The 22,394-nt window shown below is 69.0% G+C and carries 19 protein-coding genes; 13 read left to right on the forward strand and 6 right to left on the reverse strand.

Annotated elements, in window-relative coordinates; translation table 11 throughout:
* Positions 1 to 9 precede the first annotated feature (9 nt).
* On the forward strand, positions 10 to 1,353 hold the full coding sequence (locus tag B0I29_RS04140; RefSeq protein WP_111647493.1) for an ABC transporter substrate-binding protein: 1,344 nt from the start codon (positions 10 to 12) through the stop codon (positions 1,351 to 1,353).
* Positions 1,350 to 3,326 carry a beta-galactosidase gene (locus B0I29_RS04145; RefSeq protein ID WP_111647494.1) on the forward strand — a complete coding sequence of 659 codons (1,977 nt, stop codon included), beginning with the start codon at positions 1,350 to 1,352 and terminating at the stop codon, positions 3,324 to 3,326. The genes B0I29_RS04140 and B0I29_RS04145 overlap by 4 nt, the downstream gene beginning before the upstream one ends.
* A gap of 48 nt (positions 3,327 to 3,374) precedes the next feature.
* Here B0I29_RS04145 and B0I29_RS04150 read toward each other — a convergent pair whose 3' ends face one another.
* The gene (locus B0I29_RS04150; RefSeq protein WP_111647495.1) at positions 3,375 to 4,160 is read right to left on the reverse strand and encodes an AbfB domain-containing protein; all 786 of its coding nucleotides are present in this window, start codon (positions 4,158 to 4,160) and stop codon (positions 3,375 to 3,377) included.
* Between the two features lie 300 nt (positions 4,161 to 4,460).
* Between B0I29_RS04150 and B0I29_RS04155 the strand changes: the two genes are divergently transcribed.
* Both B0I29_RS04155 and B0I29_RS04160 read left to right on the forward strand, forming a co-directional pair.
* Positions 4,461 to 5,465 (forward strand): hypothetical protein, encoded by a 1,005-nt coding sequence (locus B0I29_RS04155; protein WP_111647496.1) that lies wholly within the window; start codon positions 4,461 to 4,463, stop codon positions 5,463 to 5,465.
* Positions 5,466 to 5,525: 60 nt separating this feature from the next.
* The gene (locus B0I29_RS04160; RefSeq protein WP_111647497.1) at positions 5,526 to 6,131 is read left to right on the forward strand and encodes an SAM-dependent methyltransferase; all 606 of its coding nucleotides are present in this window, start codon (positions 5,526 to 5,528) and stop codon (positions 6,129 to 6,131) included.
* A 474-nt stretch (positions 6,132 to 6,605) separates the two neighbouring features.
* Here B0I29_RS04160 and B0I29_RS04165 read toward each other — a convergent pair whose 3' ends face one another.
* Positions 6,606 to 7,823 carry a hypothetical protein gene (locus tag B0I29_RS04165; protein ID WP_111647498.1) on the reverse strand — a complete coding sequence of 406 codons (1,218 nt, stop codon included), beginning with the start codon at positions 7,821 to 7,823 and terminating at the stop codon, positions 6,606 to 6,608.
* A 60-nt stretch (positions 7,824 to 7,883) separates the two neighbouring features.
* Here B0I29_RS04165 and B0I29_RS04170 point away from each other — a divergent pair, with 60 nt between their 5' ends.
* Genes B0I29_RS04170 through B0I29_RS04180 form a run of 3 tightly spaced genes read left to right on the forward strand, consistent with a single transcriptional unit; the run spans position 7,884 to position 10,212 of the window.
* Positions 7,884 to 8,444: an RNA polymerase sigma factor gene (locus tag B0I29_RS04170; protein ID WP_375790611.1), complete on the forward strand. Its 561-nt coding sequence runs from the start codon at positions 7,884 to 7,886 to the stop codon at positions 8,442 to 8,444.
* Complete coding sequence (locus B0I29_RS04175; protein ID WP_245972222.1) at positions 8,437 to 9,174, forward strand: RNA-binding protein; 738 nt, start codon at positions 8,437 to 8,439, stop codon at positions 9,172 to 9,174. The genes B0I29_RS04170 and B0I29_RS04175 overlap by 8 nt, the downstream gene beginning before the upstream one ends.
* 30 nt (positions 9,175 to 9,204) lie before the next feature.
* Positions 9,205 to 10,212 (forward strand): glycoside hydrolase family 6 protein, encoded by a 1,008-nt coding sequence (locus B0I29_RS04180; RefSeq protein ID WP_111647500.1) that lies wholly within the window; start codon positions 9,205 to 9,207, stop codon positions 10,210 to 10,212.
* Between the two features lie 5 nt (positions 10,213 to 10,217).
* Here B0I29_RS04180 and glxA read toward each other — a convergent pair whose 3' ends face one another.
* Entirely contained in the window at positions 10,218 to 12,167 is a 1,950-nt protein-coding gene (gene glxA, locus B0I29_RS04185; RefSeq protein WP_111647501.1) for a radical copper oxidase GlxA, read from the reverse strand.
* Complete coding sequence (locus B0I29_RS04190) at positions 12,164 to 13,867, reverse strand: glycosyltransferase family 2 protein (RefSeq protein ID WP_111647502.1); 1,704 nt, start codon at positions 13,865 to 13,867, stop codon at positions 12,164 to 12,166. Before B0I29_RS04190 ends, glxA begins: the two co-directional genes overlap by 4 nt.
* A 261-nt stretch (positions 13,868 to 14,128) precedes the next feature.
* On the opposite strand from B0I29_RS04190, the gene B0I29_RS04195 reads away from it, so the two are divergent.
* The 3 genes from B0I29_RS04195 (at position 14,129) to B0I29_RS04205 (ending at position 16,991) form a co-directional block, all read left to right on the forward strand.
* Positions 14,129 to 14,392: a hypothetical protein gene (locus B0I29_RS04195; protein ID WP_111647503.1), complete on the forward strand. Its 264-nt coding sequence runs from the start codon at positions 14,129 to 14,131 to the stop codon at positions 14,390 to 14,392.
* Between the two features lie 126 nt (positions 14,393 to 14,518).
* On the forward strand, positions 14,519 to 15,475 hold the full coding sequence (locus tag B0I29_RS04200) for an alpha/beta hydrolase family protein (RefSeq protein ID WP_245972224.1): 957 nt from the start codon (positions 14,519 to 14,521) through the stop codon (positions 15,473 to 15,475).
* Between the two features lie 199 nt (positions 15,476 to 15,674).
* Positions 15,675 to 16,991 carry a M20/M25/M40 family metallo-hydrolase gene (locus tag B0I29_RS04205; protein ID WP_111647504.1) on the forward strand — a complete coding sequence of 439 codons (1,317 nt, stop codon included), beginning with the start codon at positions 15,675 to 15,677 and terminating at the stop codon, positions 16,989 to 16,991.
* 189 nt (positions 16,992 to 17,180) lie between these two features.
* Here the strand turns inward: B0I29_RS04205 and B0I29_RS04210 are convergent, their stop codons facing one another.
* Both B0I29_RS04210 and B0I29_RS04215 read right to left on the reverse strand, forming a co-directional pair.
* Positions 17,181 to 17,810 carry an isochorismatase family protein gene (locus B0I29_RS04210; RefSeq protein WP_111647505.1) on the reverse strand — a complete coding sequence of 210 codons (630 nt, stop codon included), beginning with the start codon at positions 17,808 to 17,810 and terminating at the stop codon, positions 17,181 to 17,183.
* Complete coding sequence (locus B0I29_RS04215; RefSeq protein ID WP_111647506.1) at positions 17,810 to 19,003, reverse strand: CaiB/BaiF CoA transferase family protein; 1,194 nt, start codon at positions 19,001 to 19,003, stop codon at positions 17,810 to 17,812. The genes B0I29_RS04210 and B0I29_RS04215 overlap by 1 nt, the downstream gene beginning before the upstream one ends.
* Before the next feature lie 59 nt (positions 19,004 to 19,062).
* On the opposite strand from B0I29_RS04215, the gene B0I29_RS04220 reads away from it, so the two are divergent.
* From B0I29_RS04220 to B0I29_RS04230, 3 genes are read left to right on the forward strand one after another with little or no spacing between them, the layout of a single operon-like run.
* A complete protein-coding gene (locus tag B0I29_RS04220; protein WP_220091275.1) occupies positions 19,063 to 19,959 on the forward strand; it encodes a hydroxymethylglutaryl-CoA lyase in 897 nt (298 codons plus the stop codon).
* A gap of 44 nt (positions 19,960 to 20,003) precedes the next feature.
* Complete coding sequence (locus B0I29_RS04225) at positions 20,004 to 21,509, forward strand: class I adenylate-forming enzyme family protein (RefSeq protein WP_111647508.1); 1,506 nt, start codon at positions 20,004 to 20,006, stop codon at positions 21,507 to 21,509.
* The gene (locus tag B0I29_RS04230; RefSeq protein ID WP_181557684.1) at positions 21,506 to 22,378 is read left to right on the forward strand and encodes a DUF4437 domain-containing protein; all 873 of its coding nucleotides are present in this window, start codon (positions 21,506 to 21,508) and stop codon (positions 22,376 to 22,378) included. Before B0I29_RS04225 ends, B0I29_RS04230 begins: the two co-directional genes overlap by 4 nt.
* The last annotated feature ends 16 nt before the right edge of the window (positions 22,379 to 22,394 follow it).

Here is a 22,394-nt window from a genome sequence, read left to right on the forward strand (position 1 = left end):
GAACCGTCCATGATGATCACCCGCCGGCGTGCGATCCTCGGCGCCGCTCTGTCGATAACGTTGCTGGCCGCCGGCTGCTCGTCCTCCTCCGATGACACCGGGGAGGAGACCGCCGCCGCGACCACCGTCTCGGATGCTGATGTGCAGGCCGCGCTCGAAGCCGGCGGCAACATCACGGTCTGGGCCTGGGAACCGACCCTGACCCAGGTTGTCGCTGACTTCCAGAAGAAATACCCCAAGGTCAAAGTCAACCTCCAGAACACGGGTACGGGAAACGACGCGTACACCGCGCTGCAGAACGCGATCCAGGCAGGCTCCGGCGTCCCGGACGTGGCACAGATCGAGTTCTACGCGCTGCCGCAGTTCAGCCTTTCCAAGGCGGTGGCCGATCTGAACGCGTTCGGCGCCAAGTCGCTGGACGGCACGTTCACCCCGGGCACCTGGGGCGCGGTGCACTCCGGCGAGGCGATCTACGGCCTGCCGATGGACTCCGGCCCGATGGCGCTGTTCTACAACGCCGAGGTCTTCGAGAAGCACCAGCTCGGTGTCCCGGCGACCTGGGAGGAGTACGCGGCGGCGGCCGAGAAGCTGCACAAGGCGGACCCGAAGGCGTACATCACCAGTGACAGCGGTGACGCCGGCTTCACCACCAGCCTCATCTGGCAGGCGGGCGGCAAGCCGTACACCGTCGACGGTACGAACGTCGGCGTCAACTTCACCGACCCGGGCACCCAGAAGTTCACCACGCAGTGGCAGAAGCTGATCGACGGCAAGCTGCTCAACCCGGTGCCGGGCTGGTCGGACGGCTGGTACCAGGGCCTCGCTGACGGCACCATCGCCTCACTGGTGATCGGCGCCTGGATGCCGGCGAACCTGGAGTCCGGCGTCAAGGCGGGCAACGGCAAGTGGAAGGTCGCGCCGATGCCGCAGTGGGAGAGTGGCGGCAAGGCCACCGCCGAGAACGGCGGCAGCTCCATCGCGATCCCGGAGAAGGCCACGAACAAGACCCTTGCGTACGCGTTCCTCAAATACGCGACGGTTGACGAGGGAGCACAGAGCCGGGTCGACAACGGCGCCTTCCCGGCCACCACGAAGCAGCTGAACGCGCCGGAGTTCCTGAACAAGGAGTTCCCGTACTTCGGCGGTCAGAAGGTCAACGAGGTTCTCGCCGCGTCGGCCGGGCAGGTCGTCCCCGGCTGGTCGTACCTGCCGTTCCAGGTCTACGCCAACAACGTCTTCAACGACACCGTCGGTAAGGCGTACCTCGGGCAGGGCACTCTCCAGGACGGCTTGAAGTCCTGGCAGGACGCATCGGTCAAGTACGGCCAGGAACAGGGTTTCACAGTTAAATGAGCTCAGCTGACAACACTCCCCGGCGCTGGCTTCGCCGCGCCGGGGAGGCCCGGATGGAATTCGGCGCCGATTACAACCCCGAGCAGTGGCCGCGCGAGGTCTGGGACGACGACGTACGCGCGATGCGCGAAGCGGGCGTCACCATCGTCTCCCTCGCGATCTTCTCGTGGGCCCGTCTCCAGCCGCGGGAGGACGAGTACGACTTCGGGTGGCTCGACGACGCGATGGACCTGCTCCACGCGAACGGGATCTCGGTCGACCTCGCCACGGCCACAGCCTCGCCGCCGCCGTGGCTGACCACGAAACACCCGGAGATCCTGCCGGTGAATCGGGAGGGTAATACCGTCTGGCCGGGTGCTCGTCAGCACTGGCGGCCGACGTCGCCGGTGTTCCGGGAGCACGCGCTGCGCTTGGTGCGAGCTCTGGGCGCGCGTTACGCGGCGCACCCCGCGCTGGTCGCGTGGCATGTGAACAACGAGCTCGGCTGCCACAACGTCTACGACTTCTCCGACGACGCCGCGCGCGCGTTCCGGCAGTGGCTCTCCCACCGATACCAGACGATAGATGCGCTCAACGAGGCGTGGGGGACCGCCTTCTGGTCGCAGCGTTACGACGCGTTCGACGAGATCCTGCCGCCCCGGATCGCCGCCTCGCACCCGAACCCGACGCAGCAGCTCGACTTCAAGCGCTTCTCCTCGGACGCGCTCAAGGAGCACCTGCGCGCTGAGAAGGCGATCCTGCGCGAGTTCACCCCGGACGTGCCGGTCACCACGAACTTCATGGTGATGGGTGAGCAGAGCCCGATGAACTACGCGGACTGGGCGGCCGAGGTCGACTTCGTCTCCAACGACCACTACGTGGTGCCCGGACCGCAGGCCCGCGACGAGCTGTCCTTCTCGGCGAACCTGACCGGCTGGCTGGCCGGCGGGCAGCCGTGGTTCCTGATGGAGCACTCCACCAGCGCGGTCAACTGGCAGCCGGTCAACGTCGCGAAACGCCCCGGCGAACTCGCCCGGGACTCGCTCACGCATGTGGCGTACGGCGCTGACGCGGTCTGTTTCTTCCAGTGGCGGCAGTCGAAGGCCGGCGCGGAGAAGTACCACTCGTCGATGCTGCCGCACGCCGGTACCGACAGTGCCGTCTTCCGGGCGGTCGCCGACCTCGGGCAGCGGCTCAAGGATCTCGCCCCGGTCGCCGGCACGCCGCGGACCGTCGCGCCGGTCGGGATCGTCTTCGACTGGGAGTCGTGGTGGGTCGCCGAGCAGGACTCGCACCCCACCGACCGGCTGCGGTACCGGCAGGAGGCGCTCGACTGGTACACCGCGCTGCTGGAGAACGGCATCCGGGCCGACGTGGTGCCGACCGGCGGTGATCTGGAGAGCTATCGGGTGCTGATCGCCCCGGTGCTGCACGTGGTTCCGGCGGCTCTCACCGAGCGGCTGACGCGATATGTCGGAAACGGGGGACATCTCGTGACGACCTACTTCTCCGGCATCGTCGACGAGAACGACCACGTCTGGCTCGGCGGATACCCGGGTGCGCTGCGTGACCTGCTCGGCATCCGGATCGAGGAGTTCGCGCCGCTGCTCGACCACGAGAGCGTAGAACTCGACAACGGTGTGACCGGGACGCTGTGGACCGACCGGATCGACGTGACCGGGCCGGAGGTCGAGGTGCTCGCCCGGTACAAGACCGGTGAGCAGGCCGAACGTGCCGCCATCACCCGCCGGCCGGTGGGCAGCGGCTCGGCCGCGTACGTGTCGACCCGTCTCGGCGCGGACGGGCTGGCCACGGTGCTGCCGGCGCTGCTCGCGCCGACCGGTGTGGTCAGCGAGCTGCCGGCCGAACTGCGGGGCCGGGTCGAACTCGCGATCCGTGGTTCACACCGGTTCCTGATCAACCGCACCGACGAGCCGATCGACCTGCCCGACGGTGGGGGAGTGCTGGAGGCGCGTGGCGTACGCGTGCTCTGAGTGTCTGATCCCGGGTGCCCGGCTTGTCGCCGGGCACCCGGGTCTCGCTTACGCGGGTGGGACCGGACGGAACGCCGTCGCGGCCGACTCGCTCAATATCAGACGATCGCCATCCAGGGCCACATATCGGCTCGGATAATTGTATGAACGTAGTGCCAGCGCCGTGCCCGAGGATATCGACGCGGTGCAGAAAGTGCTGTCCTCGTCGAACAGTTTCGAACGGCCCGCCTGGTCCAGACGGATTCCGTAGTCCCGGTGCCGCAGATAATATCCGGGAAAGTTAACTGATTCGAGCGAGAAGCAGTCGGAAGCGGACCTCCCGGAACGAATCACGAAACGTGAGTCGGCCCGATCACCCTCACTGCTGCCCGACGAGATCGGGTCGATGCGCGCGACATAGTCGCGGTGCCGCACCCGGTAACCGGTCCGGAACGCGGGCTCCAGGCCGACCGTGGAGCCGACGGTCAGCGCGACCGGCGGCACCGTGCTCCTCGACGGCGACGGCTTCGGCGCCTTGGACGGCGACGCCGCCGCCTTCGATGCCGAACTCCTGGTCGCGACCGGTGCGACCGCCGGGGAGGTGACTGTCGTGCGGCTGGGTGGCGGCCGCAGGGAAATCGTCTCCTCAGGCAGAATCGGGAAAGCCGGCATGTCCGGCCACGGTGCTTGGCTCTGCGCGGCGACCGGCGCCGGCGTCTCCTCGTCGCTGTCGTTGAGCGCGACGATCGCGGTCACCGCACACCCCAGGGCGGCGACGACTGCCAGGAGCAGGAAGTGCCGTGCGGGGCGCGCCGGTGGGGTCGCACCGGGGCCGAGCGCACGCTGTTGCGGCACTCGGGGAAGTGCCGGACGCCCGCCTTCGTAGCCGGGCTCGGAGGAGGAGGAATACGGCGGCACCCAACCGCCGACGCGAAGCCGGTTTCGGCTCTCATCTTCCGGCATCAATTTCGCTTTCCGTAGGAACGTCGATCATTACCACTTAATGGTTCGATAATGATCTACAGGTTACCGACGGTTCAGGGCAAGGGTTTGGGGCCAGGGAATTCATATGGGAGCGATCCCAGTCGAACTGATCGGACCTCTCGTCCGTATCTCTGGCCGGAGCCACCCGCGCGCCGACCGAGGAGAGTACGCGTGGACAGTCCTGTCGCACCCGCCCTGCCGACGCCGGATCCCGTGCCGCCGGCCAAGCCCACCCTGCCTGACATCTCCGAGTACTGGCCCGATCCCGATCGGCCGCCGCACCGCCTCGGGCCGCCCGCCGATCACTACGAACTGCCCGGCACCGAAGCGACCCGGACCGGCCTCGGGCTCGCCGACGACGCGTATCCCGGCTCTGCCCGGCCCACTCTGGAGCTTCACCTGCATCCCCGGCCGCGGCGCGGGTTCCGGCGTACCGGAGTGGTGGTCGGAGCGCTCCTGGCGCTCCTGGCTCTCGCGGGCTGGTTGGTGTTGCGCGACGGCGAGCAGGAGACCCGGCTGCCGGCCTTCGAGCAACCCGCGGCGCTGGCGCCCGGCAACCCGCCCGTGGTGATCGGCGAACCGGAACCGAGCCAGGCCGTCGCGGTGCCGGACGCGGCCACCCTCGAATTCGTCGACGGCACCACCGAGGTCAACGTGACGATCGGAACCGTGCCGAGCGGCTGGTTCCGGGTCACCAGCCCGGACGGCAGCGGCGTCACACCCCGTGCCCAGCTCGACGGCGACACGGTCAAGGTCTTCGTCGAACCGACCGGCCCGGAAGGCCCGGCCCGGGTGGACGTGCTGCTCAGCGAGGACGTCACCTGGTCGCTGCGGATGCGCGGCGGCGCCCGGGTCGCGAACTTCGACCTGACCCGGGGCAAACTCGACCGGATCGACCTGCTCGGCGGCACCGCCCGCACGAGCATCGCCCTGCCCGCCGCCGACACCGCGATCCCGATCCTGATGGGCGGCGGCGTCAACACCTGGCGGATCAGCACGGACGGCGAGGTCCCGGTACGCGCCGAGTTCCGCAAGGGCGCCGGAACCGTGTCGCTGTACGGCAAACGTGACCGCGGCATCGCCGTCGGTACCACGAGTACCGCGGGCAGTGGCGACGACGCGGTCGACATCACGGCGGAATCCGGCATCGGGACGCTGACCGTGACAGCACGGTGACGCTGGTTGATCTTTGACCCTGGCTGGCGTCGCCCTCGCCCGGTTCGGCACAATTCCGGCGTGACACGAGCAGAGGGCGACGCCGCACCACCGGAGACCACGGTCTCACTGGACTACTTCACCGGGCTCTACCTGGCGAAGGACGATCCGTGGGACGTGGCGACCAAGTGGCACAACCAGCGTAAATACGCGGTCACCCTGGCGAGCCTGCCCCGCGAGCGCTACGAACGCTGTTACGAGCCGGGCGCCTCGATCGGCCTGTTCACCCGGATGCTGGCACCCCGCTGCGACACGATCCTGGCCACCGACAGCGTCGAGGAAGCCGTCCAGCAGGCCCGCGACAACACCGCCGACCTCCCGAACGTCACCGTCGAGCGCGCCATGGTCCCCGCCGACATGCCCTCCGGAACGTTCGACCTGGTGGTCATCGGCGACCTGCTCTACTACCTGTCAGCCGCCGACCTCGACGCGTTCCTGACCGGCCTGCTGGACCGCCTCGAACCGGGCGGCGACCTGGTCTCCCTGCACTTCCGCAACCGCGACAGCGACGGCGATTACGACGGCCATCACGTCCACGAGACCTTGGCGGCCCTCCCGGGCCTCGACCGCCTCATCCACCACGAAGACGAGTGGTTCCTCTTGGACGTCCTCCGCCGGCTCCCCTGAGGGTACGCCCAAAGCCCGCAAAGCCCCCAAACCACGACAGCCCCGCCGGCGTCGCAGGGGCCTCCGCGCTTAAGCCTCGTCGCACGGGCCTCGTAGCAGGGAGCGAGCCGTAGCTCAGACCTGTTACGAGGCCGTGATGACCTATCTGAGCTACGGCTCATCCCGGGCGGCCGGGTCCGGTTTCCGCCCGGGGAGGCCGTGGGCAGCACGCCGCGAGCGCCCCCTCCGGTGCGTGTCGATTTTGGGGGCGTATCGAACCCGAAGTCGACACACCCGTCTGGCCCGCGCGATCTTGGGCCGCACGACACGACACGGCACCGGCACGGGCACAGGCACGGCACCGGCACGGGCACAGGCACGGCACCGGCCCGGGCACGGCACCGGCACGGCACCGGCCCGGGCACGGCACCGGCACGGCACCGGCATGGGCACGGCACCGGCACGAGCACCGGCACCCCCACGGCACGGCTTTGGTTAGTGGGCTGCGTGCAGGGCTTGGATTTTCGGGATCGGGGTGGTGCCGGTGGGCGTACCCGATGGGGTTTTCAGGCAGTGCACCTGGTCGGCGGTTGCGGCATGGAGCCTGAGCCCGTCGGGGGTTAGGGCCAGGCCGCGTAGCGGACCTGGTAGCGGGTGGCTCGCCGTCGTCGCGTCGGTTGAGCGGTCCAGGGCCGTGACCGTGTCGCCGCCACCGACGAACGCGTGGGTGGCGGTCAGCTTCAGGAACGCACTCGCGGCGGGCTGTGTCGAGAACGCGTTCGCTGCGGTCGGCGCGTCCACCACCCGGGTGATCGTCAAGGTTGACGGGTCGGCGTAGGCGAGTTTGCCGGAGCCCAGGTCGGCTACCGCGATGTGGCGGGCGTCGGCGGCGATGGCGTGCGCGGCCGGTGGGCTGGCGCCGAACGGGTGGGGCAGGTCCAGGCAGTATGCCCAGCGGTCGGTCAGATGCAGGACGTGCACGAATGCGTGGGCGTTGCCGGGGCGGCCGGAGAGCAGGTCGCGGGTGTGCGCGTGGCCGGGCTGGTGGGTGTAGAGCGTGAACAACATCGTGCCGTCGGCGGAGAGGACCGCCTGGCGGCCTTCGCCGCGCATCTCCTCCTCGGCGCCGGGCGGTACCGCGGTCTTGTCGCGGGTGTTCAGCGGGTGCAGTTCGCCGGATCGCAGGTCGAGCAGGCGGACCCGGTAGTGGTCGGGTGCGGTCGCGGGCAGCCATTCCAGGACGAACAGGCCGGATGCGTCGGTGGTGAAGGCGTCCGGTTCGATCACGCCGGGCAGCCGGAACTTGCGCGGCCCGCCGGGCGAGGCGATCAGGATCGGCGACCATTCCCGGCCGGGCGGGACCGTATCTATGACACCGTCCGGGGTCAGTGCGCACGACCTGCCGTCCGCGGAGATCGCCCGGGGCTGCCACCCGCCCCCGTAACTGTCGCTGCGGATGACAGCCCCGGAGACCGGGTCGATCTGGTCCAGGCCGTCGCTGCGGGCGGAATACAGGAACCGGCCGTCGTGGCTGAGCGTCGCGGCATGGCCGATGACCTGCTGGCCGGACGAGGAGGCCCGGACCAGGCCGCGATCGGTCTCCACGAGCAGGACGTCCTGCAGGGAGAACGCGGCCGAGGAGGGGCGGGAACGGCACGCCGTCAGCGTCAGCCCCGCTCCGGCCAGGACAAGGAAGTTCCGCCGAGTCGTCATGCAAAGCAGGACACCGCCCGCCGGGAACCGGTTCCCGATCGGCGGTGTCTCTATGTTGTGGTGAAGGGGGCGGCCATCGATTTCGACGAGGCGGATGCCGTGGCGAGGGCCCGCGGCGGCGATCTGGACGCGTACGAGGTTCTGGTCGCTCGCTTCACCGCGCCCGCTCATCGGGCCGCGGCGCTGCTCGGGGCGGGCGCCGACGCGGACGACGTGGTGCAGGAGGCGTTCGTGAAGGCGTACCGGGGGCTGGGGCGTTATCGCGGTGAGGGCTTCAAGGCGTGGCTGCTGGCGATCGTGGCCAACGAGACCCGCAATCTGATCAGATCCCGTCAGCGCCGGGCCGGTCTGCTGAAGCGGGCCGCGGAACCCGAGACGCTGGAGATCGATCCGGCGGAGACGGCGGAGGCTTCCGAGCGGCGGCGGTTCCTCGTCGAGCAGCTGCGGGCGCTCGACACGCGGGATCGTGAGGTGCTCACCTGCCGTTACCTGCTGGATCTGTCCGAGGCGGAGACCGCGACGACGCTCGGCCTGCCCCGCGGAACGGTGAAGTCGCGGACCGCTCGGGCGCTGACCCGGCTGCGGGATCGGATGCCTGTGCGGGAGGCGCCCGGTGCGTGACGACGACGAGCTGATCGGTGAGTTGCGTGAGGCCGGGCGGGCTTTGCGCGTACCCCAGGCTCTTGATCAGAGGAACGCGGTGCGTGCGCGCCTCACTGCGCCGGCGCCGCGACTGCGTCGCGTGCGCCTGGCGGCAATCTCCCTGGTGGCGGCCTTGATCGCGACGCTCACCCTGGTCGCTCCGGCACGCGCCGCGGTGGTCCAGGTGGTCGGTGATCTTCTGCGTGTGGCAGGGATTTCGGTACGCGCGGAGCACCCGCCCACTGATCTCCCGGTGGACCCGAGCCCTCTGCCGTCGACCGTTTCGTCCGATCTGGACGAGGCTCGCCGGGTGGCCGCCTTCCCGGTCATGGTGCCGGTTGATCTAGGTCCGCCGGAGGAGGTGCTGCTCGCCGATCCCGGGCCGGACGGCAAGCCGCGGGTGGTGACGATGACGTTCCGTGGTGGGGCGGTGCGGTTCGATCAGTTCGACGGAGCCCTCGACGGCGGGTTCCTGAAGACCACACCCGACGCCGAATGGGTAGACCTTGGCACCGGTGCACCCCTCGCGGCGTGGCTCCCGGAGGCGCATCCACTGACCTATATCGGTCGTGACGGCGTGACACGTACCGAGACGACGCGTCTCGCCGGACCGACTTTGATCTGGTCGTCGACCCGAGAGCTCACCTATCGGCTGGAGGGGCTTCGGACACTCGACGAGGCGACGGCTCTGGCGCGCTCGGTGCAGTGATCATTTAGGGAGAAGGTACCGTTTGTCCGGATGAGAACTCTGCCTGCTCTCTGTGGACTCGCCGCTCTGGTCGCTCTCGGTGGTTGCACGGCCGACCCTTCGCCGCAGCCGTCACCGACCACCACCGCCTCGGCCGCACCATCCTCGGCCGCCGAAGAGTTCTATGTGGAGCCGGACGCTCCCGCCGTCGGGCAGGTCGTCACGTGGACGGCCGGCGGGCGCGCCGCCGACGCCGCCGCGGTACGCCGGATCGCCGAGTCACCGGCCGCCGTCTGGTTCGCCGACGGCGAGCCCGGATATGCCGACCGGGCCCGTGCGCTGGTCACCGCGGCCGCCGCGGCTGGACGCACGCCGGTGCTGGTCGCCTATTACGTGCCGGAGCGGGACTGCGGGGCGTACTCCGGGGGAGGGGCGCCGGACGCGGCCTCGTACCGCACCTGGATCGCCGGGCTGGCCGGGGCGCTGGGCGACTCCCGCGCCATCGTGGTGCTGGAGCCGGACGCCGTGACCCACGTGCTGCAGGGCTGCGTGAGCGGCCCGTCCGCCGAGGAGCGGTACACCCTGCTCAGCGAAGCGATCAGCACGCTCAAGGCCGCGCCGGGCGCCCGGGTCTATCTCGACGGTGGCAACCCCAGTTGGGTACGCGACGTCGACCGGGTGGCGGCCGCCCTGGTCAAAGCAGGGGTGAAGAACGCCGACGGCTTCAGCCTGAACGTGGCGAACTTCGAGACGACCGAGGCGAACGTCGGCTACGGCACGAAGATCTCGGATCGGCTCGGCGGCGCCCGGTTCGTCATCGACACGAGCCGCAACGGCAACGGGCCGGCCGCGGTCGACGCCCGGGACGCCGAGGGGCACTGGTGCAATCCGGAGGGGCGGGCACTCGGGCCGTCACCGACCACGCAGACCGGCGAGGCGCTGGTGGACGCGTACCTGTGGGTGAAACGGCCGGGAGAGTCCGACGGCGAGTGCCGCGCGGGTGCTCCCCCGGCCGGTCAGTGGTGGCCTGAGTACGCCCTGGAGCTGGCGACCAATTAACTTCTTTATCTGATGCGAACCCATTTGGCGGGCGACGGCGTTCCGGCGCCGTCGACCAGGAAGAGCATGTACCAGCCGGCCGGCACCAGGCCACGCTTCTCCGGGACGGTCAGCGTGACGCCGCCCGGCGCCTTCTTCACGCCGAGCGCGATCGACCGCTGGTCCACATCGGTGCCGTGGGTGACCGCGCTGGGGCGTACCAGGCGGGCCTCGCGGACCCGGGCCGCGTCCGGTGTCGCGAACGACGCCTTCTCGCCACGTTTGATCAGGCTCGGGCCGGTCGGGGCGGCCGGGCGGGCGCCCTGGAACAGATACGGCGGGCTGTAGATCTCGATCCGCTGCTCGAACACGCCCGGGTTCTTGCCGGACCTGTCGTAGATCGGGTCGCTGCCCATCGTGATGACCCGGCCGTCCGGCAGCAGCAGTGCCTCGGAGTGGTAGTTGCGGCCGACGGTCGGTTCGGCGGCCTTGCGGAACGCGTTCTTGCGTACGTCATAGATCTGGGCGGTGAGCAGGTCGCTGCGCTGGCGTCCCTGGTACGGACCACCCCGGTAACCGGACGAGCCGCCGCTGGTGAAGACGGTGTCGTCGGGCAGCACCACGGTGTTCAGGTACCGCGTCGGGTTCGGCAGTCGTGGCCCGGCCCGCCAGGCCGGGCGCGGGTCGTCCAGGTCGGCGATCGCGGTCCGGGCCGTGGAGATCGGGGAGTCACCGACCGCGCCACCGCCGAGGATCATGACCTTCTGGTCCTGGGCGGGCGGCAGCATCACCGACGCGCTCGTCTCGGTCATCGTCGAGTCGGCGAGGCCGTGTACCGGCTGGAAACGGTTCTTCTTGACGTCCCAGAGGCCGGGGGTCCGTCCCTCGGTCGCTGAGCCGTACCCGGCGTTGGATCCGGAGAAGAAGAGCCGTTCGTCCTGGGTGAGGAAGAGCGCGGGGTATGTCGGGAAGGTCCGGCGCAGGCTCGGCGCGGGCACCCACTTCTTCTTCTTGACCTGGTACCGCTCGTTGGTGCCGGGGATCATCCGGCCGAACTGGTCGAGGCCGGAGACGGCCAGCACGTCACCGCCCGCGAGGGTGGCCAGCGTCGGGTACCAGCGTGGTTTCGCCAGGTCGCCGGTGCGGACGTAGCGTTCGGTCTCCGGGTCGAACTCGTACGTCGTCTTGTCGCCGCCGTACTCCTGCTTCTCGCGGGTGATCTTCTCGGCGATGCCGTACAGGTTGCGGGTGTCGTCACCCTCCAGCCCGAGGATCTTGTACTGCGCGGGTTCCTTGACCACCGGGGCGTCGCCGGCCTCGGCCGCGTCGACCCAGACCTCGACCTCGCCGGCGTGCACCATGGTCTGCGTGCCGTGCCACATCTTGGTGGCGGCCGGCACGCTCACGTCGGCGCGGCTCACGTAGACCCGGCCGTTGTCCGCCTCGAAGCGGGTGCCCTTCGGGAACGTGCGCGCCCCGAAGTCCGGCGACTCGTTCTTGATCTTCATGACGCCGGCGGCGTTCTTGATGTTGGCTTCCAGGACCTCGTACGACTTGGTGCCGCCGGCGACCAGCAGCTTGCCGTCGGGCAGGAACGTGTGCCCGGCGCAGAACAGGTCGGTCGGCGTCGGCACGTCGGAGAACTTGTCGGTACGTGGATCCCAGAGGATCGTCCGGAACGTGCCGGCCTCGAATTTCTCCCGGTTGTTGCCGGAGCCCGCGATGATCAGCACCTTGCCGGTCTTCAGCAGGGCGCCGTGAATCGCATTGATCTTGAAACCGGCCGGGACCGGCAGGAGCGACCAGTGCCCGAACGTCTCCTTGTAGGACTGCCGGTTGATCGCGAACTCGTGGTACTTGTCGGCCGCGAGGACCATGATCGGGCGGTTCACCACGGCCACGGCGGCCAGGGCAAGGATCGTGGTCAGGGCGGTCAGTAATCGCCGGGCGGGTGTGGGTCGGGTTCGGGGGGTCATGCGTACGTCTCCACGGGTTCTTTGTGTTCTTCTTCTTCGTTGTCACTGGGTGCTTTGTGGTCGACGGCCTGCCGGGACTGCGCCAGCCAGATCGCCGGCGGGGTGAGGCAGAGCGTCATGTTGAGCGCCGGCCAGAGCCACATGAACCCGTGCGCGTGCCCGGTGATCAGCGCGATGACCAGCAGTGCGGCGTAGAACGCGGCCCATTGCAGGTGGCTACGGAAGGTGAGCAGCCGGTCCGGGCTGGCCGAGTCGCCCTTCGGCGTCACCACGAAACCGGCACGCCGGCGCAGCACCGCCTGCAGGAACGAGGAGACGTAGATCGGCGCGCACAGCGTGGAGAGCAGCATGCCGGCCAGGCCTGAGGATCCGGCCTCCTCGTGCGGGCTGATGTTGTGCCGCCGGTTCCAGATGTAGAGGCCGACCTGGAAGATCGCGGCGTCCACGTAGAGCATCAGCCACACCTGCTGCGGTACCTGCACACCCTGGATGCCGAGCACGATGTGCAGCACGGCGGTGGCCGCGCCGAGCAGCCAGGCCAGGGCGGTCAGCGGGTAATAGGCCATCAGCAGGCCGTAGTGCACCGACCGCATCACGCCGAGCTTGCGGATCATGGAGCCGAACTGGGCCACGCAGACCTCGTCGGTGCCGCGTGACCAGCGGTGCTGCTGGCTGAAGTAGTCGGTCCAGGAGGACGGTCCCTCGCCGACGGCGAGGACGTCGGGGGTGTAGATCGACTTCCAGCGGTTGCCCGTTGCCGGATTCTTGGTGCTGTGAACCACCAGGCTCGTCGCCATGTCCTCGGTGATCGAGTCCTGCAACCCGCCGATCGACCGCAGCGCCTCGATCCGGACCGCGTTGTTCGTGCCGACCAGCATCGGGATGCCCAGCCTGTTGCCGGCGCGCTGCAGCAGCGAGTGGAACAGGTACTGCTGCGACTCGGCCCAGCGGGTGATCACGTTGTCGTAGTTGCCGTAGATCTGCGGGCCGATGACGAACGCGACGTCCGGGTCGCGGAAGTAACCGAGCAGCCGTTCACAGAAGTTCGGCAGCGGCACGTGGTCCGGGTCGACCGAGACGAAGGCGTCGTACCGGCTGCCGTGCTGGTCGATCCAGGCGTTGTAGTTGCCGTGCTTGGTCTTCGCCTTGAACCCGCCGGCCTCGGTGTTCCAGCGGGCCACGCCCTTGCGGCTGAAGTGCCGGGCACCGACGTCACGGCACATGGCCTTGACGTCCGGGTCGTTGCCCTCGTCCAGCAGCCAGACGTCGTACCGGCCCGGGTGCCGGATCGCCCGCGCTGCCCGCAGCGTCTGCTCCACCATCTCCAGGGGTTCCTTGCCGGGAACGATGGTGGTGAGGAACGCGACGCGCAGGTCCTCGTCCGGCGGCACCGGCACCGGATCACGTGCGCGAAGGGTGGCTAGGCACAACGTCACGACGTTGACCAGGCGGAACAGTTCGATCAGCGCGGTCATCGCGATCATGACGGCGGTGATCGCCTTCTGCTTCTCCGGTAGCTCCATCGAGGAGATCAGCCAGCCGAAGAACGTCGACTCGAACGCGAAGGCGAAGGTGGCGATCAGCACCGTACGGACGGGCCGCCGCTGGGAGAGCGGTTTGAGGCGGACCCGATATCCCGCCTCCGGCACCGGGTCGGTGTCGCCTGCGAGCCGGCTGAAGCCGTCGTAGTCGTACGTCATCGGTCTCCCTGCATCGACGAGCTCCTGTCGGGGGATCAGGCCCCCGGTGGATAACGCATCAAATGCGGCGCAGGGTATTTAGCACGGCTACCGGTCACATTGGAACAATATCCAGAAATAGTAAACTTAGGGCATATCGGACCCTCGAACGTGTGCCGGCGGCACGTGTCGTTTTCGTCGAACCATCACGCGCTGTGATCCGTTCTCTCTGACGTGGGCGGGGCGTCACGGCCCCGCGGTGACCTGACTTAGGCGGTGGCAATGCTGATCCTGTCCCTGCTCATCCTCGTCCTGGCCGGCGCCTGCGTGCTTGCGGTGCGTGGCGTACGCGCGGATGCCAAGGCGGAGGCGGAGCCGCTGAGCATCCCGGAGACCTTCTTCGCCCCGCAGAGTCTCGAGGGTGTGCTCTGCGTCCAGCTGCTCGACGGTGAGATCACCCAGCAGCAGTACGCCCGCTCCATGGCGGGCCTCGCGGCCCGTGACGACGAGCGGCACCCGCTGACGGTTCCCCGTTACGAGGAGTGAGATCTCACGCTGAAACAAAGCCCGGCGATCGCCGGGCTTTTTTCATGCCCTTGACAGGACGGCATCGACACAGATTAATGGAAACACCGTTTCGGAGAGTGTTACGGACGATCATTGGAGATCCCTGTGTCCCTGTCCCGCTTCTTGGTGGCGCTGTTCGCGTCCACCGTCGTCCTGGCGGCGTCACCCATGCCCGCGCAGGCCGCCGCCGCCGAGGTCGACGGTGACATCACCGTCGCCTGCGCGAGCTCGACCCTTACCCAGGACGCCGACTGGTTCTTCCCTTCCTCGGAAAATCCGGCCGCCCTGGTCTTCCTCCAGCACGGTTTCTCCCGCTCGAACTCGAACGTCTTCGCCCTGGCCCGCAAGTACCAGGCGGCCGGGTTCCTGGTCTTCGCGCCGCAGCTGCCTTCGTCGAACTCGAACGGCTGCACGGTCAACAACACCGGCAGCAACCCGGCGTTCCTCAACAACGTGGCCGCCTGGCTCGGCACCGCCACCACCGGCGGGCCGCTCGCGGTCAGCTACGCGGCGGCGGCCACCAAGGCCGGGCGTACCGGCACCACGCTCCCGGCCAAGTACGTCCTGGCCGGTCACTCCGCCGGCGGTGACGCGGTCACCTACATCGCGAACCGGCTGCGCACCACGCACCCGAGCGCGTTCACCGCGCTCAAGCTCCTCCAGCTGCTCGACCCGGTGAAGTCCCCGTCCGGCACGAACATGGCGGACGGCCTGACCGGCCTCGCCCCCACGTCGCTGCCGATCTACACGGTCTCGTCCCCGCCGTACCTGTCGAACAGCCAGGCCAGCGGCACCGTCGAGCTGCAGAACCGGGTCGACCGGCCGTTCCTCGGCGTCCGGCTCACCACCGGCAGCCACTGTGACGCCGAAGGCTCCACCACGAACTTCCTCTGCACCCTGACCGGCGGCGCGTCAAAGGCGCAGAACGTCACCGCGCTGCAGACCTTCACGGTGAACTGGGCCGCCGACGCGGTCGCCGGCACGACCACCGCGACGTACTACCCGGGCGGCACCTATTACCAGGGCCTGCTGACCAGCAACGTCATCCAGACCATCAGCTGACGTCGGACCCGGCTTGTGCTCGCGGTCGCTGTCCGGCGCAAACCACGACCACGAGCACAAGCCGGCATGGATACGCGTAACCGCACCACCCCCGCCCGCCGAGACACCTGACGGTCCGTTCCCCCGGCGCGACCCGCCGCCGGCCCCGGACGCTCGTCACCGCCTAGGCTGTAGTGATCATCAGCGGGAGGGACGGCGCATGAGTTCCGAGGTTGAGGCGCTGCAGGCCCTGCTGCGGATCCCCACCGTCTCCACGCGTGACGCCGACGCCTGGGACCACGAGGCGTTCGAGGCGTTCCACACCGAGCTGCGGGACCGCTTCCCGCTGCTGCACACGAAGCTGGAACTGACCCGGACCGGACGGTACGGGCTGCTCTTCCGCTGGCCCGGCGCCTCCGCGGATCGTCCCGTCGTGCTGATGGCCCACATGGACGTCGTTCCGGTCGAGGGCGGGGAGTGGACGCACCCGCCGTTCGCCGGGATCGTCGAGGACGGGGTGATCTGGGGGCGCGGCACCCTCGACGACAAGGCCAGCCTCGTCGCGATCTGCCTGGCCGTCGAGGGGTTGCTGGCGGCGGGACATGTGCCGGCCCAGGACGTCTGGCTGTCGTTCGGCAGCGACGAGGAGGTCGCCGGGCAGTCCGCGCCGGCCGCTGTCGAGGAGTTGCGGCGTCGCGGCGTGGAACCGTGGTTCGTGCTGGACGAGGGTGGCGCGGTCGCGTATGACGCGTTTCCCGGGGTGACCGAGCCGATCGCTGTCGTCGGGGTGACCGAGAAGGGCATCACGTCGCTGGAGCTGCGGGTCGAGGGGCGCGGTGGGCATGCTTCCACCCCGTCGAAGCTGGGGCCTACGGCTCGGCTGGCGCGGGCGATTACCCGGCTGGACCGGTCCGCGATGCCGGCGTCGATGCCCGAGGCCACGCTCGCGCTGTTCCGCCGGGCCGCCCCGCTGGCCGCGCAGCCGATGCGGTCGGTGCTCACCGCGGCGTCCCGGGTTCCGGTGCTGCTGACCCGGCTGCTGCTCGCCGCCGGTCCGGAGCCGGCCGCGATGGTACGCAGCACGTTCGCGGTCACCACACTGAGCGGTTCACCGTCGCTGAACGTGGTGGCGGCCAGCGCCACGGCCGGCGTCAACATCCGCGTGATGATCGGCGACACGGTGTCCGACGTGGTCGAGCACGTGCGGCGCGCGGTCGACGACGACAAGGTGCAGATCCGGATCATCGACGCGGGCGAGCCGTCCCCGTCGTCGCCGGTGGACGAGGCGTTCGACCTGCTCTCCGCGGCCACGGCGGTCCATTTCCCGGAGGCGGTGACGGCCCCTTACGTGATGATGGCGGCCACCGACGCCCGCCACTTCACCGCGATCAGCCGCCGGGTGTACCGCTTCACCCCGTTCGAGATGACCAAGTCCCAGCGCGAGGCGATCCACAGCTACGACGAGCACCTCCGAGTGGACGCCTTCCTCAAGGGCGTCGCCTGGTACCGCACCCTGCTCAACTCCTTGCCGAGCTGAACACCACGGTCGCCAGGCGTGACAGCTGGCAGCCACAGCGTTAAGCCGGGGACTGGCTGAACACCACGGTCGCCGTGCGTGACAGCTGGGGGCCGTGGTGTTAAGCCGGACTGGGGGACGCCGGGGCCGGCGGCGGAGCGCGCCGGGGGGACGGGCGTCAGTCGCCTCGGGCTGACGGTTGTTCTGCGGTTACGCGTAGGAAAGGAGGAGCGGGACCGTGTCGCTCAGGGTGACTACGTCGGCGTATTTCGCGTTAAGGTCGAAAAGGTTGGATTCGTGGGGGGCGGTGGCGCGGTCGGCGCAGGCGTCGCGGACGACGATCGGGCGGAAGCCGTGCTGGAGGGCGTCGAGGGCTGAGGCGCGGATGCAGCCGCTGGTGGAGTAACCGCCGATGACCAGGGTGTCGATCGAGTGGGAGGCCAGCCAGGCGGCCAGTGAGGTGCCGGCGAAGGCGCTGGCGTAGTGCTTGACCACGACGAATTCGCCCGGGGCCGGCTTTAATGGCGGCGCGAAATCGCCCAGTTTGTTGCCTTCGGCGAAGACCTTGAGTGCGGGGACCTTCGCGGCGAACAGGGGTGCCTCGGAGCAGGATTCGTCGGCGAAGCGGACCGTAGTCCAGATGACCGGAATACCGGACGCGCGCGCGGTGGTTGCCAGCTCGGCCATCGCTTCGGCGGCGGCCTGGCCGGTTTCCAGGAACAGGGGCGAGTCCGGCGCGGTGTACGCCAGCGCCGGGTCGACCAGCAGGATCGCGGGCCGTTTGCCCCAGCCGAGACGGCGGGCGAAACCGGCGGTGGCGTAGTCGTCGTCGAGGCTCATCAGATGACGCCCTTGTCGTGCAGCGCGGCGACCTCGGCGGCGGACAGGCCGAGAATGCCCTGGTAGACCTCCTCGTTGTGGGAACCGAGCGCCGGGCCGGCCCACTTGACCTGGCCGGGGGTGGACGACAGGCGCGGGGCGACGTTCTGCATCGGGACCGGGCCCAGCTCGGGGTGGTCGACGGTAATGACCGCCTCGCGAGCCTGGACGTGCGGGTCGGCGATGATGTCCTCGGCCGTGTAGATGCCACCGGCCGGCACACCCGCGTCGTGCAGCATCGCCAGCAGCTTCGCCGACGGGACCGTGCGGGTCCACGCCGCGATGATGTCGTCGAGCTCGGTCTGGTTCTCGCCGCGGGCGCCGTGGGTGGCGTACCGCGCGTCGGCGGGCAGGTCGGGGCGTTCCATCACGTCGGCGAGGCGGCGGAAGACGGTGTCCTGGTTCGCGGCGATCAGCACATCGGAGCCGTCGGCGGTGGGGTAGACGTTGCTGGGCGCGACGTTGGGCAGAATCGGTCCGGTGCGCTCGCGGCGGTAACCGGCGATGCCCCACTCCGGGATCAGCGACTCCATCATCGCGAGCACGGCCTCGTAGATCGCCGAGTCGACGACCTGGCCGCGGCCGGTGCGCTCGCGGGCGTGCAGCGCGGCGAGGGTGCCGAAAGCGGCGTAGGTGGCCGCCAGGGAGTCGCCGATCGAGATGCCGCTGCGCGACGGCGCGCGGTCGGACTCGCCGGTGACGTAACGCAGGCCGCCCATCGCCTCGCCGATCGAGCCGAAGCCGGCCCGGGGCGAATAGGGACCGGTCTGACCGTAACCGGTCACCCGGACCAGGATCAGGCGCGGGTTGATCGCCGCGAGCTCCTCGTAGGACAGGCCCCAGCGCTCCAGGGTGCCCGGCCGGAAGTTCTCCAGCAGCACGTCGGCCTTCTCGACCAGCTTGCGGACCAGGTCCTGACCCTCGGGCGTGCGCAGGTTGCAGGTGACCGACTTCTTGTTGCGGGCCACGACCGGCCACCACAGCGATTGTCCGTGCGGTTTCTCCCGGCCCCACTGGCGCATCGGATCGCCCTTGCCGGGATCCTCCAGTTTGATCACCTCGGCCCCGAAGTCGCCGAGAAGCTGTCCGCAGAACGGCCCTGCCAGGAGGGTGCCGGTTTCCAGGACGCGGATGTCAGATAGTGGCCCGATCATGTTTCGCACCCTATCCTTGCGAAACGATGTTTCGCTAGATGGAACAAGGGTGGCGTGGCGTGGAGATCGTTGAGGTCGGCCCTCGGGACGGGTTGCAGAACGAGAAGCGGGTTCTGCCCACTGCGGTGAAGGTCGCTTATGTCGAGCGGGCCATCGCCGCCGGGTTGACGCGGATCGAGGTGGCGGCTTTCGCCCGGCCGGATCGGGTGCCGCAGATGGCTGATGCGGAGGAGGTGCTGCGCGGGGTGCCGCGCTCGGCTGACGTCCGATATGTCGCACTGGTGCTCAACGGTCGCGGTCTGGATCGCGCGCTCGCCCTGGAGGACGCCCGGCCTCACGAGATCAACTATGTAGTTGTCGCCTCGGATGAGTTTTCCCGGCGGAACCAGGGGGTGTCTACGGCTGATTCGCTGAAGGCCTTTCGCTCCGTGGCGGACCGGGCGCGCGACGCCGGATTTTTCGTGACTTTGACGGTCGCCGCGGCTTTCGGATGTCCGTTTACCGGTCCCGTGTCGGTTGATCGTGTGCGGTCGATTGTTGAGGACGCCGGTCCGGTGGATGAGATCTGCCTGGCCGACACGATCGGCGTCGGCGTTCCGGTCCAGGTCAGCGAGCTGGCCGACGCCGTGCGGCCGGTTGCGCCAGGCGCGCCGCTGCGCGCTCACTTCCACAACACCCGCAACACCGGGTACGCGAATGCGATGGCCGCCGTGGCCTCCGGTTTCACGGCCCTCGACGCGTCGATCGGTGGCATCGGCGGCTGCCCGTTCGCGCCGGCCGCCACCGGCAACATCGCCACCGAGGACCTGGCCTATCTGCTGCGGCAGTCCCGGGTGCCGTCTGGTGTCGACGTGGCCGCGGCCGCTGCGGCAGGGCTGTGGATCGGTGCGGAGCTCGGTCTGGCCCAGGTGCCGGCGCAGCTCGGGCGCGCGGGGGACTTCCCCGGCGATCTCTGAGATCACTCTTGCGCTGGTAATGGAAACGGTGTTTCCATTCTCGCATGTTGCGGCCCGGTGGTGCTGATCTGACGATCGCTGGTGGAGTACGGGAGTTCGGCCGGGCTACCCCGGATGTGATCGCGGTGCGTGACGGTGACCGGGCGCTGTCGTACGCGGGGCTGGACTCGCGGTCGTCGCAGCTGGCGTGCGCGCTGCTGGGGCTGGGCCTGTCCTATGGTGACCGGGTCGCGTTGCTGTGCGGTAACCGCCTCGAATACCCGGAGATCGCGGCGGGTGTCGCCAAGGCGGGGCTGGTGCTCGTGCCGGTCAATCCGCGGCTGACAGCGCCGGAGGTCGGATTCATCCTCGGGCACTCGGGTGCGCGGGTGCTGATCGCGGACGCGGCGCTGGCCGGTGCGGTCCCATCCGGATTTTCCGGATATATCGTCACCATCGACGGTGACGTGCTCGGGCCTTCCTACGAGCAGTGGATCGGGGCCGCGTCGGCTCGGGATCCGTGGGTTCCGGTCGACGAGCGGGATCCGTTCTGCATCACCTACACGGCCGGGACCACGGGTGATCCCAAAGGCGTGCTGATCTCGCACCGGTCCCGGTCGCTGACGTTCTACGCCACCGCCCTGGAGTGGGGGATCGGGCCGGGCCGGCGGACCATCGCGGTCGCGCCGATGTACCACGGTGCGGGGTTCGCGTTCGCGTACGCGGCTGTCTACTGCGGTGCGACGGTGAGCATGCTGCGGTCGTTCAAGCCGGACGCGTTGATCGACATGATCAGTCGGGACGGTGCGCAGTCGGTGTTCCTGGTGCCGACGCATGCGCAGCTTCTTAAAGAGGCGTTTTCCGAGATCCCTTCCCTGCCGACCTTGGACACTCTGTACTTCAACGCCGCGGCCCTGCCCAAAGTCCTCAAGGAGTGGGTGTTCGAGGCGTTCCCCGGCGTCGGGGTGCACGAGCTCTACGGCTCCACCGAGGCGGGCGTCGTCACGAACCTGCGGCCGGCGGACGCGCGCCGCAAGGCCGGGACGGTCGGGCACCCGTGGTTCGGCACCCAGGTCCGGATCGTCGGCCCGGACGGCGAGCCGGTCGGGCCGGGGGAGCCCGGTGAGCTGTACAGCCGCTCGCCGTACCTGATGAACGGCTATCACGAGAACCCCGCCGCGACGGCTGCCTGCACGACCGAGGACGGCTTCCTCACCTCGGGCGACATCGTGATCCGCGACGAGGAGGGCTTCATCTCCATCGTCGACCGGGTCAAGGACGTGATCATCACGGGTGGCGTGAACGTCTACCCGCGTGACGTCGAAGAGGTCCTGCTCACCCACCCGGCCGTCGTCGAGTGCGCGGTCGTCGGTGAGCCGGACGACCGCTGGGGCGAGCGGGTCGTCGCCTATCTGGTCGGCCGGGAACCGGTCGGCGCCGATGCCCTCGAAACGTATCTGCGCGAACGCCTGGCCGGATTCAAGGTTCCCAAGCAGTACCGGACCGTCGCGGCTCTACCCCGCAACGCCGCCGGCAAGATTCTGAAACGCGAGCTGAGGAGTACGCCGTGAGGGCACATGTGGAGCTGATCCACGAGGACGACTACATCTTCCACACCGGTGAGCTGCCGTACGGCGAGGGCAAGATCCTGGAGCGCCGGTTGTCGACCGACGAGGAGGACGGCTCGTCGTCGCTGTCGCTGCACGCCACCTCGGACTGGGGTCGCAGCGCCGGCATCGCGCACGCCCACACCGAGTTCTACGTGGTCGAGGGCTCGCTGATCTACGGCGGCCAGGAGCTCGGGGCCGGCGGTTACGTCCAGGTGCCCAAGGGCGTGCCGATGGACTGGATCAAGATCCGGGAAGGGTCGCGGGTCCTGCACTGGCGGGAGTACGGCGACGTCGGTTTCGACCCCTACACGTCATTGAACGAGGCCTCCGCCGCGGCTTCCCCGGAGGCGGTCGAGGGCGTCACGGTTCTCGACGCCAACAAGATGGAGTGGACCGAGGCGCAGTCGGTCGGCCCGCTGACCCCGCTCTACATCAAGCTGCTGCACAAGGACCCGAAGACCGGTTTTTACACCCGGCTGATCCGGGCCAAGAAGGGCTGGACCGACCACCGGCTCGCCCACCACCCGTGTTACGAGGAGTTCTACACGCTCGGCGGGAAGATGGCGTACAACTTCGGCGACATCGACGAGGGCACGTACTGCTTCCGGCCGGCCGGTGTGAAGCACGGCCACTTCATCGCCGAGACCGACATCGACTGGATCATCCGGTCGGACGGCGAGCTGACCAACTGGTACACCACCGCCGAGTTCGTCAAGTGGGGCGGCCACGCGGAGAACTACGACGAGCACAACCACAGCCACCAGCCGGTCATCTCGACGCTGCCGGTGCGCTCGCGGTCCCGGGGTGAGTGGTCCGGCGACGGCATGTGACATTCCGCTGGTTCCC

The sequence above is a fragment of the Actinoplanes lutulentus genome (assembly GCF_003259845.1).
GTDB classification, from domain to species: Bacteria; Actinomycetota; Actinomycetes; order Mycobacteriales; family Micromonosporaceae; genus Actinoplanes; species Actinoplanes lutulentus.

Coding starts and splice junctions, on each gene's coding strand:
- B0I29_RS04210 (WP_111647505.1), bottom strand. CDS start 17,810: ATGAGCCTCGACGACGACTACGCCACCGCCGGTTTCGCCCGCCGTCTC.
- B0I29_RS04195 (WP_111647503.1), top strand. CDS start 14,129: ATGCTGATCCTGTCCCTGCTCATCCTCGTCCTGGCCGGCGCCTGCGTG.
- B0I29_RS04140 (WP_111647493.1), top strand. CDS start 10: ATGATGATCACCCGCCGGCGTGCGATCCTCGGCGCCGCTCTGTCGATA.
- B0I29_RS04145 (WP_111647494.1), top strand. CDS start 1,350: ATGAGCTCAGCTGACAACACTCCCCGGCGCTGGCTTCGCCGCGCCGGG.
- B0I29_RS04205 (WP_111647504.1), top strand. CDS start 15,675: ATGAGTTCCGAGGTTGAGGCGCTGCAGGCCCTGCTGCGGATCCCCACC.
- B0I29_RS04165 (WP_111647498.1), bottom strand. CDS start 7,823: ATGACGACTCGGCGGAACTTCCTTGTCCTGGCCGGAGCGGGGCTGACG.
- glxA (WP_111647501.1), bottom strand. CDS start 12,167: ATGACCCCCCGAACCCGACCCACACCCGCCCGGCGATTACTGACCGCC.
- B0I29_RS04215 (WP_111647506.1), bottom strand. CDS start 19,003: ATGATCGGGCCACTATCTGACATCCGCGTCCTGGAAACCGGCACCCTC.
- B0I29_RS04225 (WP_111647508.1), top strand. CDS start 20,004: ATGTTGCGGCCCGGTGGTGCTGATCTGACGATCGCTGGTGGAGTACGG.
- B0I29_RS04190 (WP_111647502.1), bottom strand. CDS start 13,867: ATGACGTACGACTACGACGGCTTCAGCCGGCTCGCAGGCGACACCGAC.
- B0I29_RS04180 (WP_111647500.1), top strand. CDS start 9,205: ATGAGAACTCTGCCTGCTCTCTGTGGACTCGCCGCTCTGGTCGCTCTC.